The organism is Humidesulfovibrio mexicanus (assembly GCF_900188225.1).
Lineage (GTDB): Bacteria > Desulfobacterota > Desulfovibrionia > Desulfovibrionales > Desulfovibrionaceae > Humidesulfovibrio > Humidesulfovibrio mexicanus.
Genome location: NZ_FZOC01000012.1, coordinates 25,414 through 42,191 on the forward strand (window position 1 = coordinate 25,414; position 16,778 = coordinate 42,191).

Below are 16,778 nucleotides of genomic sequence, written 5' to 3' on the forward strand. Positions count from 1 at the left end.
CATGGGCGCGTCTTTCGGAGGCAAGGGCGGCCTCATGGCCGACATCAACGTTACGCCTTTTGTGGACGTGATGTTGGTTCTGCTTATCATCTTCATGGTCACCGCGCCAATGATGACCGAAGGCATGGACATCGATTTGCCCAAGGCGCGCGCCACGGAAACCCTGACACTGGACGACGGGGTGCTCCTGACCCTTTCGCGGGACGGTTCCATGCGCCTTGACGAGTTGCCGCTGGAACGCCAGGACTTGCCAACGGCGCTGGCGAGCCTTGCTCCCGGCCGAAACTTGTTCTTCAAGGCCGACAAAGACGTTCCCTACGGGCTGGTGGTGGAGATTTTGGGCGCCGTGCGCGAGGCGGGCGTGACCAAGTTCGGCGTGGTGGCCGAGAGCGCCCCGGAGCAGCGGTAGTACGCCCATGCGCCCGCGCGACATCGCCATCTCCCTAGTGGCCCACGCAAGCCTGGCCGCGCTTGTGCTTGCCTGGCCCGTGTCCGAGCCCCCGGCCCAGCCGAAAATCTATGAAGTCGCTCTGGCCGAGGCGGCTCCCGCCCCGGCAGGGCCTCCTGCCCAACCCGCTCCGCAGGCGGCGCAGCCCGCGCCGCCGAAGCCCACCCCGCACAAGACGGCACCGCCGCCAGCGGAGCGGGTCATCAGCGCAAAGAAGGCCCCGGACGCGCAGCCCCCGGCCCCGGAGGAGCAACCGCCAGCACCGTCGGCGGCGGCGGCCTCCGGCCAGCCGGGGGCGCCCACGCAGGGCGCTTCCGGGGGCGGAAGACCCGGCGCGCAGATGCGCAGTTTTGGGGGGGTGCAGGCCTACGATGGCGATGTTGTGGACGAGCGTCCTTCCGTGCTGCGCGGGGTGGTGCCGGAGTATCCCTACCAAGCGCGAAGAATGCGCCAGGAAGGGCGCGTGCTGGTGCGCGTGGTGGTGGACGAGCAGGGCAGCCCGGTGACCGCGCTGGTGCAGGAGGCCAAGCCCGCCGGAGTGTTCGACCAGGCGGCCCTTGGGGCGGCCAGGCGCTTCCGCTTTCTGCCGGGCAAGATCGCGGGCAGGCGCGTGGTCACGGCAGTGCTCATTCCCTTCGAGTTCACCCTGCGCTGAGGCCGCCTTCCGGACGCTTACATCCGCACCTGGAAGCCGTTGTATGCTTCGGCCCGGTCCACGCGCTGCACCAGGACATCGCACACCAGGGCCGAGGGCGGTCCCTGGCGCAGCAGGTCCTGAAAACGCTTTAGCGCCTCGTGCCCGCGCGCATCGTCCGCAGCCTGGGCGCAGCCTTCAACAGAGCCGTCCGGCATGTTGCGCACCCATCCGGTGAGCCCGAGTGAGTGGGCGGTCATTTGCGTCCAGCCCCGGAACCACACGTGTTGGACGCGACCGGTGACGCGGAAGGACAGCGTGGGCATGGGCGGGCCTCCTTTTGCTCCTGACTATGCGGATTCGGGTTTCGCAGCAACGGGAATTGCCATTGGCAGCGAGGGCTGCTAGCAACTGGGAGCGTCCGCCGGACAGTCCCCGCGCGGCGCTCATACCGCCGGAGGTCTCCATGCCCCGCCGACAGCCCCGCCGAATCGCTTTTTCGTTGGTGCTCCTTGTGCTTCTTGTGTCCTGTCTCGCGTCGCTCGCATCGGCCGAGGAATTGACCCCGGAAAAGCGGGCCGACATCCGCGCGCTCATAGAGGCCACCGATGGCGCGGGCGCCGTCAGGCAAAAAGTCAACGCCCTTGGCGACCAAGCCGCCTTGGCCTTGCGCCGGAAGCGGCCGGACACCCCGGAACGCGCCCTTGAACTCGTGCGGCGCGAGGTGCGCGCTGTGCTGGAGGAGAAGTTGATCGGCCCGGGAGGGCTTTACGACAGACTGACGCCCCTGTACGCCAAGACCTTTACGCACCGGGAAATACGCGAGCTGTTGGCGTTTTACGCCTCGCCAACGGGCAGGAAGGCCGTGGAGTCCATGCCTGGCCTTTCCGCCGAAAGCAGGGCAGCTGCCGAGGCGCTGGCACGGGAGATCGCCCCGGAGCTCAAGCGCCGCATCGAGGCCGCGCTCACGGCCGAAGGCCTGGCCCGACCCCGCCAGCAGTAAACCGGCTCGTCAATCAGTGCCGAATTGCGCGCCGGTTTGCAAATTTGCCCCGCAGGTTGGGATGGCGGTTGGAAAAGAAAAAGACCTTACGGTTTTCTTACCGTAAGGCCATTTCTTCTTGGTAGCGGGGGCAGGATTTGAACCTACGACCTTCGGGCCATAAGCCCGAACACCTTCCGCGCCATCCTCTTTCTACCCTGCTTAACCGAGCATAAAATTCGCTTAATATCCTTGACTCATTGCATACACACCGGGTGGCAGCCAACCCGTACCGTGTTTAACCATTGTTAGCCATTTTAAAGCGTTGGGGTAGCAATAGGGTCGCAATGGTTTGCCCAAGAAATGGCGCTCACCAATGGTTTCTGTAAGGCGACACATCAAGGAGCGGTTTGTGACGACAAGTAACCGCAGCCCTAGCTCCGCCTCTGGTCGGTTCTCTGATTCCCAACTGCTCGTGCGGTTTCAAACCGGCCTTTTCAGGTCTTGCCAACCAAGGGGCCCAGAGAAGTGTCGGAGATGGAATGTGTGTTCGTTTCGTGGCTGAACAAGAAATGGCAGAAAAGACTCTTGATAAAAAAAACGTCCGGGCGGTATGTTTACACTTGCTGCTTGGTTGCCTACAGCTTGCAGGATCGTTAACTGTGCCGGATAGCGCCCTTTTTGCGTACTGCAATAAAGAGGATCCATGCAAGCGAAGCCCGCGCAGGCCAAAGTCTGTCCGACTTTTAAGGCACCGGGCGGCGCATGGAACGCGATGAAGCAGCCCAATGCATAGACATTGTGACATGCCGCACCATGAATTTCAGAAATCCAACACCGGGTCAACCAGGGGACGCTCGCGCCTCGCGCCTGTAGTCCGGAGGGTTACGTGGCAACATCATCGATGAAAAGCGCTTTAGACAACAGGTATCTGCTAGAACGTGGCCCAATCAGCAGGGTCTTTCTGAAGTACTCGCTCCCAAGCGTCGTCACGATGGTGTTTTTTGGCGTGCAGACCCTGGTGGACGGCGTAGTGGTGGGAAACCATTTAGGGCCGGATGCTTTGGGAGGGATCAACATCGTCATGCCGCTATACAGCTTCATCATGGTGTTGGCTCTGATCGTCAGTATCGGAAGCCAGGTTCTGGTCAGCATGGAGCTGGGGCGCAAAAATTCGGACAAGGCCCAGGACGCGATGTCCACTGGCTTCAAGGCGCTGGTAGCAATCAGCTTGATTGTCACGGTGTTCCTGCTGCTGCTCGCAGAGCCGCTGATCAAATTGATGGGCGCTGACGAGCGGCTGCTGCCGTTCTCTCTCGCCTACCTTAAAGGGCTGGTGCCGTTCATCATGCCACTGACCCTATGCTTTTATTCCGACGCCATGTTGAAGGCACTCGGGCATCCCAGGTTTTCGATGCTCACCATGTCGCTAAGCGTGGTGCTCAATGTGCTGCTAACCTTCTGCTTCGTGATCGGGCTTGGCTGGGGCAATACTGGGGCGAGCGTGGCCACCGGTGTCGCTTTCACCCTCGGGCTATTGATTTCTGGCAGTATCACCTTCAACCCCAGACAGCGGCTGTCGGTGCTGAAGGGGCGGTTTCACATGCCGCTCTTGCGACGTGCTGTTTACAACGGCTCATCCGAAGGCGTTTCGGAAATGGCGGCCTCGGTCAGCATTCTGATCATCAACCTCACCGTAGTTCGCCTCTTGGGAGCCGATGGAGTGGCCGCGTTCACTGCCATCAACTACATCAACTTTACGGGCATACTGCTGTTCCTGGGTATTTCGGATGGCCTGATTCCGGTGCTGAGCTACAATTACGGAGCTGGGAACTACCAGCGGATCAAGAGGTTGCTTCGTTTTGCCGCGATAATCAACATGAGCATCGGAGCAATGGTATTCATCGTGCTCCAAGTGTTTGGGAGGCATGTGGTCCTGTTGTTCTTCGACGGCAGCGAGAGCCAGGCATTCCAGATTGCAGTAGACGGCTTGCAGATCTTCGCTTTCGTCTTTCTGGTCAACGGACTCAACGTACTGATCATCGCCTACTTTACCGCACTGGGCGAAGCGAAGACTTCAATCATCATTTCTGCGGCGCGCGGGTTGGTATTCGTGCTTGCCGGCGCCACGGTGTTGCCAATATTCATGGGCATTACTGGTGTGTGGGCGGCAATCCCGCTGGCGGAGTTGCTGACACTGGGAGTTGCACTCATAGCGTGCAAACGATTTGCACTTGGCGCCGACCCGCTTCGCGGGACAGGCTTACCGGTTAAGCCTGTTGATTGTGGAAAGCATTTTTAGGTAGAGTATTTAGTGCACATGGCTAGTCGCCACTCTAGTCCAACGGGTTATGCTTAAGAAAAACGTGGAGCTCTCTTATGCCAACAGCCCATAAACGGAAAAAACAACCTGAAATAGTCCGCAGCAAGCTTATTGAGTGTGCCGCGCGAATCATTACCGAGCAAGGCCCTAATGCTGTCACACTCCAGGCCGTCGCTGACGCGGCTGGTGTCACCAAAGGAGGACTCCTCCATCATTTCAAGAACAAGAATCAACTTAGCGAAGCGGTATTAAGGTGTTTTATAGAACAGCTGGATGCCGAACTTGGCAAGTTGATGGCTGAAGATTCAGTAGAATATTGGCGATTTACAAGGGCTTATATTGATTCAATATGGAAAGACGTTGCCTCAGGGCAGGAAGAACAGTGGATTTTTTTTGCCTTCTACGCACTTTCCGAGCCACAGTTAAAATCCATGTACAACGAATGGATGAAAGAAAAACGAAGACTCCACCACAATACGGATTCAGACCAGATGCTGCAAGTTCCGAGATATGCTGCCGACGGAATATGGTTTGAGGTTTTGATGAAGGCTGGCTGTCAAAAGGAGCATTCTACTTTGTTGTCCAGCCTTATCAAAATGACATACAGTTAGGGGTACAGAGGCAGCATGCACCTGACACGCCGCCGCCGTTGCGACACCTTCCATTTGCAAACATTTCGGCCCGGCGCCGCTCGGCATCGACTACTTCGATAAGCTGCTCGAACGCATCCGCGACATACGCAGCTCGGAGAAGGTCTTCAACCGCAAGGTTCGCGACATCTTCGCGCTCTCGACCGATTATGGCGACCACGCCCAGGAGGCGTTGCCCCACTTCTTCCAGAAGATGCAGAACAAGATGCACTGGGCGGCCACAGGCCAAACCGCCGCCGAACTCATTCGCAGCCGGGCCAAGGCCGAAAAACCGAACATTGGCCTGACCGCATTTGCTGGTGACAAGGTGCAGCGCAAAGCCGTGACCACGGCTAAGGACTACCTCGACGCGGAAGAGCTGGACACCCTCAACCGTATCGTCTCCATGTACCTGGAATACGCGGAGATGCAGGCAAAACGCCGCCAGGTCATCTACCATGGCCGAGTGGGAGGAGCGCCAGGATGGCTTCCTGACCTTCAATGAACTGCCCGTGCTGACCCATGCCGGGCGCATGCGCATGGACGCGGCCTAAGCCCCACGCCCTGGAGCAGTACGAGGCCTTCCACTCCGCCCGGCTGGAGCGCATCCGGCAGGTGGAGGTCGAAGAGGACGCGCGCCAAGACGCAGCGCTGGATCAGGCAGCCAAGGCCGTTGAAGCGTTTGCCCCCAAGGGCGGGGATGGAAAGACGCCCAAGGGCGGCAAGGGAGGCTCAGCATGAGCTCCCCGCGCGACGAGGGCTTGGCTCCGGGGTGAAATGGCTGGACGAGGTGGCAACAGCCGAGGATTTCTCTGAAGTTCAGCCAAGGCAAGCGCAGCATGCGCGAGGTGACGGCATGGTCGCTACATCAGTGACAGCTGAAGGCGCCCGACTTGTCGATGCGTATACCTTGGGAGCCCAGGGACAACGAATGGCCCGGTATAGTGCAGGAAAAAGAAAGGCTCCCCGAGGCTTGGAGACTGTTCCGGCTGCAATTGCCGGGGGTTGCCAAGGCGGGGAGCGCTGAGATGACTTAAAGAATATCCCCGGACAATCAGCATGTCAATGGGGGCACGGACAACGCTTCAGAATGCGGTACAAGGTCTGCCGACTCACTCCGAACTCCTGGGTCAGGGCCTTCTTCTCCTCGCAAGCATCCGCCCGCATCTTTATCGTGCGCTCCAATTCAGGGGTGAGCTTCCGCTCCCGGCCCAGGTGCTTGCCCAGGGACTTGGCCTTGGCAATGCCCTCACGCTGGCGTTCCTTGATGAGCGTCCGCTCGAACTCGGCCACGGCCCCGATGATCTGGAGCTGAAGCCGCTGGAAGGGATCATCTTGCCCAGAGAAGGCCAGCCACTCCTTTAGGAACTGGACCGTCACGCCCTTGCCTGTAAGCTGTCCCAGGAGCCGCAGGAGGTCTTGGAGGTTGCGGGCAAGGCGGTCGATGGAGTGGACGTGCAGGGTGTCGCCTTCGCGCACATAGTCCAGGCAGAGCAGGAGCTGTGGCCGGGCTGTGTCAGCCGCGCTGGCCTTGTCCTCAAAGATCTTGTCCAGGGCCACCCCTTCAAGCTGCCTGTCCGTCTTCTGATCCGTGGTGCTGACTCGCACGTACCCGATGTTTGTCATGTCCATGTCCTCCTCGTGGTGGTGTCGCCGGTCGCGCGTCACGAAAGGTCACAGGCAATTCGCGAAGACGTGTCAACGTGATCCAAAAGAACATTATGCGACATGGCAAAAGGCCGCTTGCTGGGCAAGGGCGGTACGTTGCGAAAGGTTTACCTTTTGAGCAATTATTCTCAAACACTCTCCGCATTACGGCTCCCTAGACAAAGGAGCGAATATGAGGCTCAGAGCCAAAGCGGCTGTAGATGAAGTTAGAGCCCACGGACGTGGTGTAAATTCTGAGGTTGCCCGGTGGGATATCCCTCTCCCCCCGCCTGAACTTCTTGCTTCGTACGTACATCGCAAAGATGCGGAAAAACCAGGACAACGCCAGCGCAGCTCATTACGCCGCCATAGAGGCTCCAGGACGCGTCACATCGCCTTGGACACCTATCTTTGTGGCGACCCTTCACGACATGCCTGCATAGGGCCCTTTACGCTAACTCTAGCGGGTGAGGACAGCCCCCCCGGGCTTCTTTGCGGCGTACACCGCCCAAGGCATTTACCGAAACCTCTTTGCTATAATACAAGTCAATACAAATAGAAAATCGTATTGACAGAACGAATCGGCCGAGCTACTCAGCGCTTCCGATCAACTCGCGGATAGCGGTTGGGCGTTTGTTGTAGAAGCGCTTGGCATCGTCCAGGAAACCTTGCGGCTCCCATCGCTTTGAGACTCCCCCGGACCGCCTTCCGCCTTAACGTGGAGGCTTGGGACGCTTGCAGCGACGTCATATAACCATCGCCCTGACATTCAGAACCATGCTGCTCTGCGCGGCAAGTGGTGTCCTCTTCCCGCTCCTGGCGGCCCATGCCGCTCCAACGGCGGAGGCAATCCGCCAGCAGGAGCAGATCGTCCGTGGCGAGGAAGAGCGCCAGCGCCAACTGGAAAAACAGCACAAGGAGATGCTGGAGCGCCAGCCGCAAGCCATCGACCTCGGGCAGCAGAAAACTGCGGAGGAGCCTGTGGACGACTCCGTGTGCGTGCAGATCGACAGCATCATGCTGCGCGGGGCGGCGCTGCTCAGCGCTTCCGCCAAGGCGAAGCTCACCGCCCCCTATGCCGGGCGCTGCCTGTCCATGCGCCACATCAAGGAACTCATCCGCGACATCACCAACCATTACGTCGAGCAAGGCTACGTCACCACCCGCGCCTATGTCGCCCCGCAGGACCTAGCCTCACGCATCCTTGAAATCACTGTGGTCGAAGGGACCATCGAGGGCATTCAGCTCAACCAAAACGATCCCTCCGACCAGCGCCGCGTACGTTCCGCCTTTCCGTGGCTGCAGGGCAAGCCGCTGAACCTGCGCGACATCGAGCAGGGGCTGGACCAGCTGAACCGCCTGCCTTCCAGCAACGCCAAGATGGAGATCGTGCCGGGCGCGCAGCAGGGGACAAGCCGCATCGTCATCACGGACCAGCAGGCCAAGTCCTGGCGGGTGCGCGCCAGCGTGGACAACTCCGGACAAAAGAGCACGGGCGTGAACCAGTATACGCTGTCCTTCGACAAGGACAATCTGCTGGGCGTGAATGACATGCTCACCGTCAACTGGAACGCCGACGCCGACACCTTGGCGAGCTTCGAGCGGCACAAAAGCGAGAGCTCTTCGTTCTACTATTCCGTGCCTCTCGGCTACTGGACCATCACGGGCAGCGCGAGCTTCTTCGACTACCACACCCATCTTGAGAGCGGCGGGGCCGCGTACCTCAGCACCGGCAACACCACGACCTACACCCTTGATGTGAGCCGCGTGCTGCACCGCAATGCGGACGGCAAGACCAGCGCCGGGGTGTCGTTCACCACCAAGAAGATCAACAACTTTCTGGAGCACGAGCGGCTGGAGGCCAGCAGCTATGACCTGAGCATAGCCAAGGCCTCGCTGGACCACAGCCAGCGCCTGCTTGGCGGCGTGCTCAGCCTGGGCGGCGAGTACCACCTGGGCCTGCCGGTGCTTGATGCGCCCAAGGACAAGACTACCGAGCTCAGCGCGCCCAAGCATGAGTTCTACAAGCTGGTCTTTTCGGTTGGCTACATGCGCCCTTTCGCCTTGCTGGGGCATGAGTTCACCTTCAGCACGCGCGGACAAGCGCAGTGGACGCCGGACACCTTGTACAACTCCGAGCGTCTGAACCTCGGCAGCCGCTACACTGTGCGCGGCTTCCAGCGCGACACCATTTCCGGCGACTCCGGCGGGTATGTGCGCAACGAGCTTTCCACCCCGGTGCTGCCGGAAAAGCAGCGCCCCGCCTGGCTCACCGAGACCTTCGGCGTGCCGCAGGCCTATCTCGGCTACGATGCCGGGTTCATCCACAAGGACGAGACGGACACCTACGAGCGCGGCACCCTGCAGGGCGCCGCCTTGGGCCTGCGGGCCTCTGGCGAGCGTTTCGCAACTGACCTTTGCCTTTCACACGCCCTGGATGCTCCAGCCTTTATGAAGAATCGAGATTGGGAACTCTATTGGACGTTCAGCATTAAAATCTAATTGTCTGACATCTTTGGAAGGTCTTAAATGAATACCAAACTGAAGCATGTTCTTGCCAATCTTCTTGTCGTCTTACTGGTCCTGGAGCCGTTCTCCTTTGCCATGGCCGGGGGCATCACCGTGGCCCCGGGCGCTCCCGCTTCCAAGCAGCCCACCATGGACGCCGCACCCAACGGCGTACAGGTCGTCAACATCGTCAAGCCGAACGCCTCCGGCCTTTCGCACAACCAGTTCGACCAGTTCAACGTGCCCAGCCAGGGCGTGATCATCAACAACAGCAACAAGGTGGGCGTGTCCCAGCTCGGCGGCGCCATTTCAGGCAATGCGAACTTCGGCGGCGGGGCCGAGGCCCGGATCATCCTCAACGAGGTCACAGGCAGCAGCCGTTCGCGCATCGAGGGCTACACCGAAATCTTCGGTTTTGCCGCACAGTACATTTTGGCCAACCCCAACGGCATCAGCGTCAATGGCGGCGGGTTCATCAACACGCCCAAGGCCACGTTGACCACGGGCGTGCCGCGTTTTGACGGCGCTGGCGGGCTCCTGGGCCTCGACGTGCGCCGGGGCGATGTGCTCATCGAGGGCCAGGGACTCAACGCTGGCAACCTTGACGCCTTTGAGATCGTCAGCCGCACGGCGAAGATCAATGCCGAGCTCCACGCCAGGAACCTGAGCATCATTGCCGGGCAGGGCAGCTATGACCCGGCCACGGGGCAAAGCACGCCGCTTGCGCCCGACGGCTCCACCGCGCCAATGTTCGCCCTCGACTCCACGGCTCTGGGCGGCATGTATGCCCAGCGCATCACGTTCGTGGGCACGGAGGCCGGGGTGGGCGTCAATCTTGGCGGCATCATCCGCGCCACGGACCAGCTCACCCTGACCGCCGACGGCAAGATCCAGCTCGCCGGGGCGGTCTCCTCGGACAAGGACGCTGCTGTGGCGTCCCGAAGCGGCTCTGTCGAGATTTCCGGCAAGCTTGGCGCGGGCGGGACTGCGGGCGTCGAGGCGGCGCAGGAGCTGCGCCTAACTTCCCCGGCCGTGGGCGACGCGCCTCTGCTCTACGGCCAGAACGTCAACATCACCGCAAAGACGCTGAACAATGTCGATGGGCAGGTGCTTGCTGAAACTGCCCTTGCTGCTGCGGTCAGTGCTGACGCAGCCAACTCCGGGACCATCTATTCCGGCTCCGGACTCACGCTCGCCACGACCGGCTCCCTGCGCAACGCAGGCCAGGTTCTGGCCAAGAACAGCCTGGACATCACCACAACAGGCCGCATGGAGAATTCCGGGAAGGTGCAGTCCGGCGGCACAGCCTCCGTGCGGTCCGCTGGCGACATCGACAACGCGGGCGGCGAGATTCTCGCTCAGGGCGGCATGGCCCTGGAGGCAACGGGGAACGTCGCCAACACGGGCACCATCAACACCACCGGTCTGGCGAGCATCAGCGCCGGGGGCATTCTGTCCAACACCGGTGGGAGCATCTCTTCGCACGGCGATCTCGAACTGGCCGCAACCGGCAGCCTGAGCAACACCGGCGCCATCTACTCCGGCGCTTCCGGCGTCGTGCGCGCCCCCAGCCTGCTCAACAGCTCCACCGGGCAGATTCTGGCTCTGGGCAATCTGCTGTTTGAAAACGCCGCGAGCTTGGAGAATCGGGGACTCCTCCGCGCTGGCCAAGTGGCCACCATGACCACGGGTGGCTTCTCCAACCAAGGGGGCCAGATTCTTGCCCAGTCCGGCATCGCACTGAATGCCTCGGCGGATGTCGAAAACACCGGCACCTTCAATTCCGGCGGGTTCGGCGCCTACCGCACCACCGGTCTGCTGCGCAACACCGGAAGCATCCTCACCCAGGGCGATGCGACGTTCAGCAGCGCCGGAGACCTTGTCAATACGGGCATTTTGCAGTTTGGTGGGCGGCTTGAGTATGTTTTGGGCGGCAATCTGCTGAACACCGGCGGCCAGATTCTCGTCACCGGCGACAGCCTGCTGACGGCCAGCGGCGACCTGACGAACACGGGCCTTCTCTTCACCGGGGGAACAGCCACGTACGCGGTTGGCGGCACCCTGCTGAACAACCGGGGCCAGATGCTGTCATCCGGCGACATGCTGCTGCGGGGCGCTGCTCCCGGAACGCGGATGCTCAAGCTCCAGAACGACTCCGGCCTGATCGAATCCCTGCACGGTTCCATCGGCATCAAGGCCGACAGCGTGGTGAACAACAACCTGGATTTCAGCCTGGAAGAAGGGGCCATTCAGGGGACGAGAAAAGAAGGCGGGCTCGCTGTCTATTCGAACGATTATTCCGCGGCCTACTATACGGTGTTCAACTGGGCCACCGGGCACTCCCCCGACTCTGGGACATACGCCTCGGACGCCAAGCGGTTGCCTGCCGATTACGCCCAGACCATTGGCCTGGATATCGCCCGGAACATCTTCTCCCTGGCCGAGATAACCGCCGCAGTGGCCAAGACGGAGGAAGAGCTCGCCGCAACGCCGGACACAACCCGGCAGACCCATGTCAACTGGATCAAGAACAATATCGTCGCCACTCAGGGGCCTTATTCTGTTGTGTGTCGTGCTGGCCAGCGTTGTGAGCTCTTGGCCTACGAGGCCATCACGACCACCGACCGTGTCACCGGCCTGGACAAGGGGGGAAGCATCGCCGCCAGCACGAGCATCGCCGTCGATGCCGGGCAGTTCACCAACACGGTCAGCAAAGTCTTCACGACTACGGGCGACATCACCATCAATGCCGCCAACTTTGAAAACATCGGCAAGGATGTCTATGAGCGCACCACGGTCAAATGGGGACGCGGATTCAGGAATACTGTAAAAAACAAGGGCACGTATTCCGAGGGCAACGGCCAGGAACTGGTGCAGACCCCTGTGGGCTACGCCTATGGCAGTCTCAGCGCGGGCGGCAAGGTGACCATCACCGCCGCGCATGTGCAAAACGGCATTGCCGAGAATTCCGGCGTGGCCAGCTCCACCAGCGGCAGCGCCACAACGCCGGACGCTCCACAGGGGGCCATCATCGCCCCGCCGAGCCAGGCCGCCAACGGCCAGACGCTCAGCGACATGGGCAGCGTCATCGGCGCGCTCCCCCAGGGCGGCCTGTTCAGCCTCAACGCCACGCCCGGCCACCACTACCTGGTGGAGACCAACCCGGCGCTGACCAGCATGGCCAGCTTCTACGGTTCGGACTACTTCCTCAGCCGCGCGGGCATCGATCTGGACAAGACCCATCAGCAGCTCTTGGGCGATGCCTTTTATGAAACCACGCTGGTGCGTGAGCAGGTGTTCTCCCTCACCGGCAAGCGCCTCTTGAGCTCCTCCGCCACCAGCGATGCCGAGCAGATGCAGGCCCTCATGGACAGCGCCCTGCGCGCCAAAGCCTCCCTCGATCTCACCATCGGCGTGGCCCTGAGCGAGGCCCAGCTTGCCCAGCTCACCGAAGACATCGTCTGGCTGGAGAAGACCGTTGTCGACGGGCACGAGGTGCTGGCGCCCAAGGTCTACCTGGCAAGCGCCAGCCTGGAGAAGATCGCCCAGGGCGGCTCGGTCATCGTGGGCAAGGATGTCGCCATCAGCGCCACCGGCGACGCCAGCAACACAGGGCTGATCCAGGCGGCCAACACCCTCACCATCAACGCGGCCAACATCTTCAATACCTCCGGCGCGCTTCAGGGCCAGGCCGCCGCCCTGGCCGCAACGGACTCCCTCACCAACACCAGCGGGCTCATCAAGGGCGGGGAAGTCACCCTCGCCGCAGGCAAGAACATCGTCTCCGATACGGCGAGCATCACCTTCGCCTCGTCCAACACCACGAGCACCGTCGCGGGCACGCGGGGCCGCATCGAGGCCGGCGGCAACCTGAACATGCAGGCGGGAGAGAACATCTCGCTTCTTGGCAGCGACGCCGCGGCGGGCGGCAGCGCCACCTTGAGCGCGGGCAAGGACGTGGTCGTCTCCGCCCAGCAGACCAAGAGCAGCTTCGCCACCTCGCAGGGCTCCAAGTACAGCGCCAGCAGCAGCGTGGTGGCCAACCAGGCCGCGACGCTGACCTCCGGCGGCGCGCTCGCCGTCACCGCCGGGCAGGACCTCCTCGTCCACGGCAGCACGGTGCAGGCGGGCGGCGACGCCAGCCTTTCCGCCGGGCGCAACCTCTCCATCACCTCGGCCACGGATAAGTACGAGTTCTCCCGCCACCTCCAGTCCAAGAGCGGCGGCCTGTTTGGCGGCAAAAGCTCGGAGTCCGCCTCGGGCAGCAGCAGCACCAGCGTGGCCTCCCGGGTCTCCGCAGGCGGCGCGCTTACCGCCGAGGCGGGCAAGGCCGGCGCGGGCGATCTCGTGGTGGCGGGCAGCAAGGTCAGCGCCACACAGGACGTCAAACTGGCTGCAGCAAGCAACGCAAACATCTTGGCGGCGCAGATGACGAGCTCCAGCCAGTCCCAGAGCAGCAGCTCTGGTTTCGGTGGGCTCATCTCCTCCTCTGGTTCGAAGGAGAACCGGAAGGTGACCACGGAACGCAGCGAGATCGCCGCAGGGGGCGATATCAGCGTTGAGGCGCAGAAGGACATCACGCTGACCGCCGCGAAGATCACCTCCGGCGGTGAGACCCAACTTGTGGCGAAAAACGGCAACGTCTCCCTCCTGACCAGCAAAGACAGCGAGTATAACCGCAGCGTCTCCTCCAACGTCGGCTGGCTGACGTGGTCGTCCCAGGACAAGGGCAAGAGCGCCGAGACCGTCGTCAATACGCTCATCGCCACAGGCAAGGGCCTCACCATCACCAGCCGCGACGGCGTCACGGTCGAGTACAAGCAGACCGGCGACTTGCGCCAGGATATTCAGCAGCTTTCCCAGGCCCAGGGCCTGGAATGGATGGGCGAGCTGCTCAAGCGCGACGACGTCAACTGGAAAGGAGTCCAGGAACAGTACGAGAGCTGGAACAAGAAGGATGGCGGGCTTTCTCCCGCAGCTACCATCGTGCTGGCCATTGCGGCTTCTGCGGCTACCGCTGGCGCGGCTTCAGAGCTTGCCCTGTATGTTACGGGCCTGCAGATTGGAGAAGGCGGCGCTTTGTTGGCCTCAGGGGTTGCGGCCAATGCCATGCAAATCGCCACCTATTCAGCATTACAGGCGGGCATCGTCTCCATAGCCGCTAAAACCGCCACCGGAGTAGTGGATGCCGCCGCTGGCGGCGACCTGGGCAAGAACCTGGGCTCCATGCTGACCGAGGAAGGCGTCCGTTCACTCTTGGCCAGCATGGTGCTGGCGGGGAATATGAGTGCCATGGGCAGCACCTTTGCCACCTATCCCGCAGCAGGCAGAGTATTGGCGACAACGGCGGTAAAAACGATTACCAGCAACATTGTCGGCGGGCAGGAATTGGAAAAAGCCTTTCTCACCTCCCTGGGCTCCTCCTTCGGCAGCTACGTCAAAGGCGAAATCACTGCAGCAGAGTTGAATAAAACCGTCAGCCTCGTCCTGAATGGCGCGGCTGGCGCGGCTGGCGCGGCCCTGGCCGGAGGCGACCCGCTTCAAGGCGCCATGAGCGCCATTGCGGGAGAGCTGGCAGAGAACATTAAAGTTGCGCCGCTCACAGCGGAGCAACTTGAAAAAGACAAGGATTTTGCGGTGCAAAGTGCGTGTGCTTACTCCGGAGAATGCCCAGAACTTGGAAACAGCAAAGTGGTGTCCAAGGCAGAATTGGAAAAAGCAGGTATTGCCCTGGATAAGCTGATAGATCCCAAAAGTGGACTGAGCATGACCGTCTATTACAACGACGCAAGCAAAGTTCTTTCTGTGGCAGTGCGCGGCACCGACGAGCTTGTGGACGTCAAGGCTGATATCGAGCAGGCGATTGGCAAGGTCGGCGACCAACTTCGCGAAGCCGCATTTAAAGATAATATTGCAGCATTACGTACCATGGCCAACACCCTCGGAGCAACCTTGGTGGCCACCGGGCATTCCCTGGGCGGCGGTGTCGCCACAGCCCTTGCCTCATTTAAAGAGTTTGACCGGGCCGTGGTCTTTAATCCCGCAGCCTTGCACGTAAACACTATCGCGGCTTTAGGCGGTGATAGCGAAAGGGCACAGCTCCTCACCACCGCTTATGTCAGCAGGGGCGATATGCTCACAAACCTTCAGGACCTTATCTTAAATCACGTTGTGGACACCAAAACCGTTGGTACGCGGGTAACGGTGGAAGGCGGCGGCCTGCATGGCGTTAACGGGGTGCTCAACGCCTTTGGCGTTGCCACAAAGTAGAGAAGGAACAGGATTTGAAAACATACCACAACATCGTGCTGTTGCTTGCCGTGCTGACGCTCTCCGCTTGCGGGGTGGTCAGGAACTCGAATTCCCATACCCCTATTCGCCGTATGGGCGAGGCAGAGATGTTTGCCGGGAATCCTCAGGCGCAGGCTTTGGCAGAAGCCGCAGTAAAGGGGAACATCAAGGAAATCGACCGGCTGATAGACGCCGGGGCTGATCCCAATGCCGTGGGCCTGTATGGCATGACCGTACCCGGCTGGCTGTTGTACCACCCGAACAAGGCCGGGTTCCGCAGGTTGCTGGAGCGCGGCGCAGACCCGAACAAGATCTGGTACAATGAGACGAGCCCTCAAACCTCATTGTTGCACGAGGCGACATATATGTCGCCGACATTTGGAACAGACTACTTGAAAATGTGCTTGGAAGTCGGCAAGGGCAACCCAAATCTACTGCCGCCAGATAAGCACTACCGTCCCATCAATCTTGCCGTCAATGCAATGTGCCATGACGCATTTATCATCTTGTACAATGCCGGTGCTGATCTCGACTTCCACTCTGATACAGCCATTGGAAGGTACACCCTTGTACAGGCAGCGGCACAATCAGGGAATTTCGAACTTACCTATTTTTTGTTGCAGCGTGGTGCGGACTACACCTATGTCGGAAAGACTGGAATCAGAAGCCTTAAGGACGTCTTTGATTATAACTTCAAATACACGGGAAAATCCGCCACTGATTCTCGCGACCCTCAATACATGTGGTTTTGGCGTTGTGTGGACTTCTTGGAAAAGCGCGGCATGACCTTTAACATCATGTCAGCCAAGGACAAAGACTATGCTGTCCGCCCTGCTGTGCTGGACACCACCCCTGTGGACTATCTGCGCAAAGCGCATCAGCCATAATAAATCGGAGTGCTCGGTCGGGGCTCACCGTTCTGCCTGTGAACTAGGCGAGCGAGCTGGATGCAGCGATACTCAGACACGAAACGAGGAATTTAAAGTGAAAGCCACCACAGGTTCTAAACGCGCCGCAACTCTTACTGTTCTTGTGTGCCTCTTCCTTGCCTGCTCCGTTGCCCAGGGGCTTGCCGAAGCACAGCACAATGCAACCCAGGCCAAGGCGCAGGCTGCGGCAGGGGAGCAGCCCAATCTTGTCCTGACGATGAAGCTTTACGACGGAGTCATCAAGTGCCCCTTCCCCCTGTGGGTGAAGGAGTCAAAGCAGATCGGCGAGTCCAAGATGTTCCGCAATCAGAAAAAGAACATTTTCTCTTTTGAAATGGTCCCCAAGTCGCAGGAGTTTTCCAGTTGGACGCGCCTGTACGGGATATA

Annotated in this window: 13 protein-coding genes and 1 tRNA gene; 11 read left to right on the plus strand and 3 right to left on the minus strand. The window is 60.5% G+C overall.

Going from position 1 to position 16,778, the window contains the following annotated elements:
- Position 1: 1 nt before the first annotated feature.
- Both CHB73_RS16215 and CHB73_RS16220 read left to right on the plus strand, forming a co-directional pair.
- Positions 2-409 (plus strand): ExbD/TolR family protein, encoded by a 408-nt coding sequence (locus CHB73_RS16215; protein ID WP_089275651.1) that lies wholly within the window; start codon positions 2-4, stop codon positions 407-409.
- A 7-nt stretch (positions 410-416) separates the two neighbouring features.
- The gene (locus CHB73_RS16220) at positions 417-1,103 is read left to right on the plus strand and encodes an energy transducer TonB (RefSeq protein WP_089275652.1); all 687 of its coding nucleotides are present in this window, start codon (positions 417-419) and stop codon (positions 1,101-1,103) included.
- A 17-nt stretch (positions 1,104-1,120) separates the two neighbouring features.
- Here CHB73_RS16220 and CHB73_RS16225 read toward each other — a convergent pair whose 3' ends face one another.
- Positions 1,121-1,408 carry an acylphosphatase gene (locus CHB73_RS16225; RefSeq protein ID WP_089275653.1) on the minus strand — a complete coding sequence of 96 codons (288 nt, stop codon included), beginning with the start codon at positions 1,406-1,408 and terminating at the stop codon, positions 1,121-1,123.
- 140 nt (positions 1,409-1,548) lie between these two features.
- On the opposite strand from CHB73_RS16225, the gene CHB73_RS16230 reads away from it, so the two are divergent.
- Entirely contained in the window at positions 1,549-2,085 is a 537-nt protein-coding gene (locus tag CHB73_RS16230) for a DUF2059 domain-containing protein (RefSeq protein WP_179217105.1), read from the plus strand.
- Between the two features lie 119 nt (positions 2,086-2,204).
- On the opposite strand, the gene CHB73_RS16235 is transcribed toward CHB73_RS16230, so the two are convergent.
- Positions 2,205-2,287 (minus strand) — tRNA-Leu (locus tag CHB73_RS16235).
- Between the two features lie 666 nt (positions 2,288-2,953).
- Between CHB73_RS16235 and CHB73_RS16240 the strand changes: the two genes are divergently transcribed.
- The 4 genes from CHB73_RS16240 to CHB73_RS16255 all read left to right on the plus strand — a co-directional run bounded on the left by CHB73_RS16240 (position 2,954) and on the right by CHB73_RS16255 (position 5,757).
- A complete protein-coding gene (locus CHB73_RS16240; protein ID WP_218819457.1) occupies positions 2,954-4,366 on the plus strand; it encodes an MATE family efflux transporter in 1,413 nt (470 codons plus the stop codon).
- A 77-nt stretch (positions 4,367-4,443) separates the two neighbouring features.
- On the plus strand, positions 4,444-4,998 hold the full coding sequence (locus CHB73_RS16245) for a TetR/AcrR family transcriptional regulator (protein WP_089275656.1): 555 nt from the start codon (positions 4,444-4,446) through the stop codon (positions 4,996-4,998).
- An 85-nt stretch (positions 4,999-5,083) separates the two neighbouring features.
- Positions 5,084-5,521, plus strand: coding sequence for a RhuM family protein (gene rhuM / locus CHB73_RS16250; protein WP_268806919.1), 438 nt, complete (start codon positions 5,084-5,086; stop codon positions 5,519-5,521).
- A 17-nt stretch (positions 5,522-5,538) separates the two neighbouring features.
- Positions 5,539-5,757 carry a hypothetical protein gene (locus CHB73_RS16255; protein ID WP_089275658.1) on the plus strand — a complete coding sequence of 73 codons (219 nt, stop codon included), beginning with the start codon at positions 5,539-5,541 and terminating at the stop codon, positions 5,755-5,757.
- Between the two features lie 321 nt (positions 5,758-6,078).
- On the opposite strand, the gene CHB73_RS16260 is transcribed toward CHB73_RS16255, so the two are convergent.
- On the minus strand, positions 6,079-6,642 hold the full coding sequence (locus CHB73_RS16260; RefSeq protein WP_089275664.1) for a recombinase family protein: 564 nt from the start codon (positions 6,640-6,642) through the stop codon (positions 6,079-6,081).
- A gap of 756 nt (positions 6,643-7,398) precedes the next feature.
- On the opposite strand from CHB73_RS16260, the gene CHB73_RS16265 reads away from it, so the two are divergent.
- The 4 genes from CHB73_RS16265 to CHB73_RS16280 form a co-directional block, all read left to right on the plus strand.
- Positions 7,399-9,165: a ShlB/FhaC/HecB family hemolysin secretion/activation protein gene (locus tag CHB73_RS16265; protein WP_143337443.1), complete on the plus strand. Its 1,767-nt coding sequence runs from the start codon at positions 7,399-7,401 to the stop codon at positions 9,163-9,165.
- Between the two features lie 27 nt (positions 9,166-9,192).
- A complete protein-coding gene (locus CHB73_RS16270; protein WP_089275660.1) occupies positions 9,193-15,441 on the plus strand; it encodes a two-partner secretion domain-containing protein in 6,249 nt (2,082 codons plus the stop codon).
- Positions 15,442-15,455: 14 nt separating this feature from the next.
- The gene (locus CHB73_RS16275) at positions 15,456-16,349 is read left to right on the plus strand and encodes an ankyrin repeat domain-containing protein (RefSeq protein ID WP_089275661.1); all 894 of its coding nucleotides are present in this window, start codon (positions 15,456-15,458) and stop codon (positions 16,347-16,349) included.
- 97 nt (positions 16,350-16,446) lie between these two features.
- A partial coding sequence (locus tag CHB73_RS16280) for a hypothetical protein (RefSeq protein WP_143337445.1) occupies positions 16,447-16,778 on the plus strand: 332 nt, incomplete at its 3' end.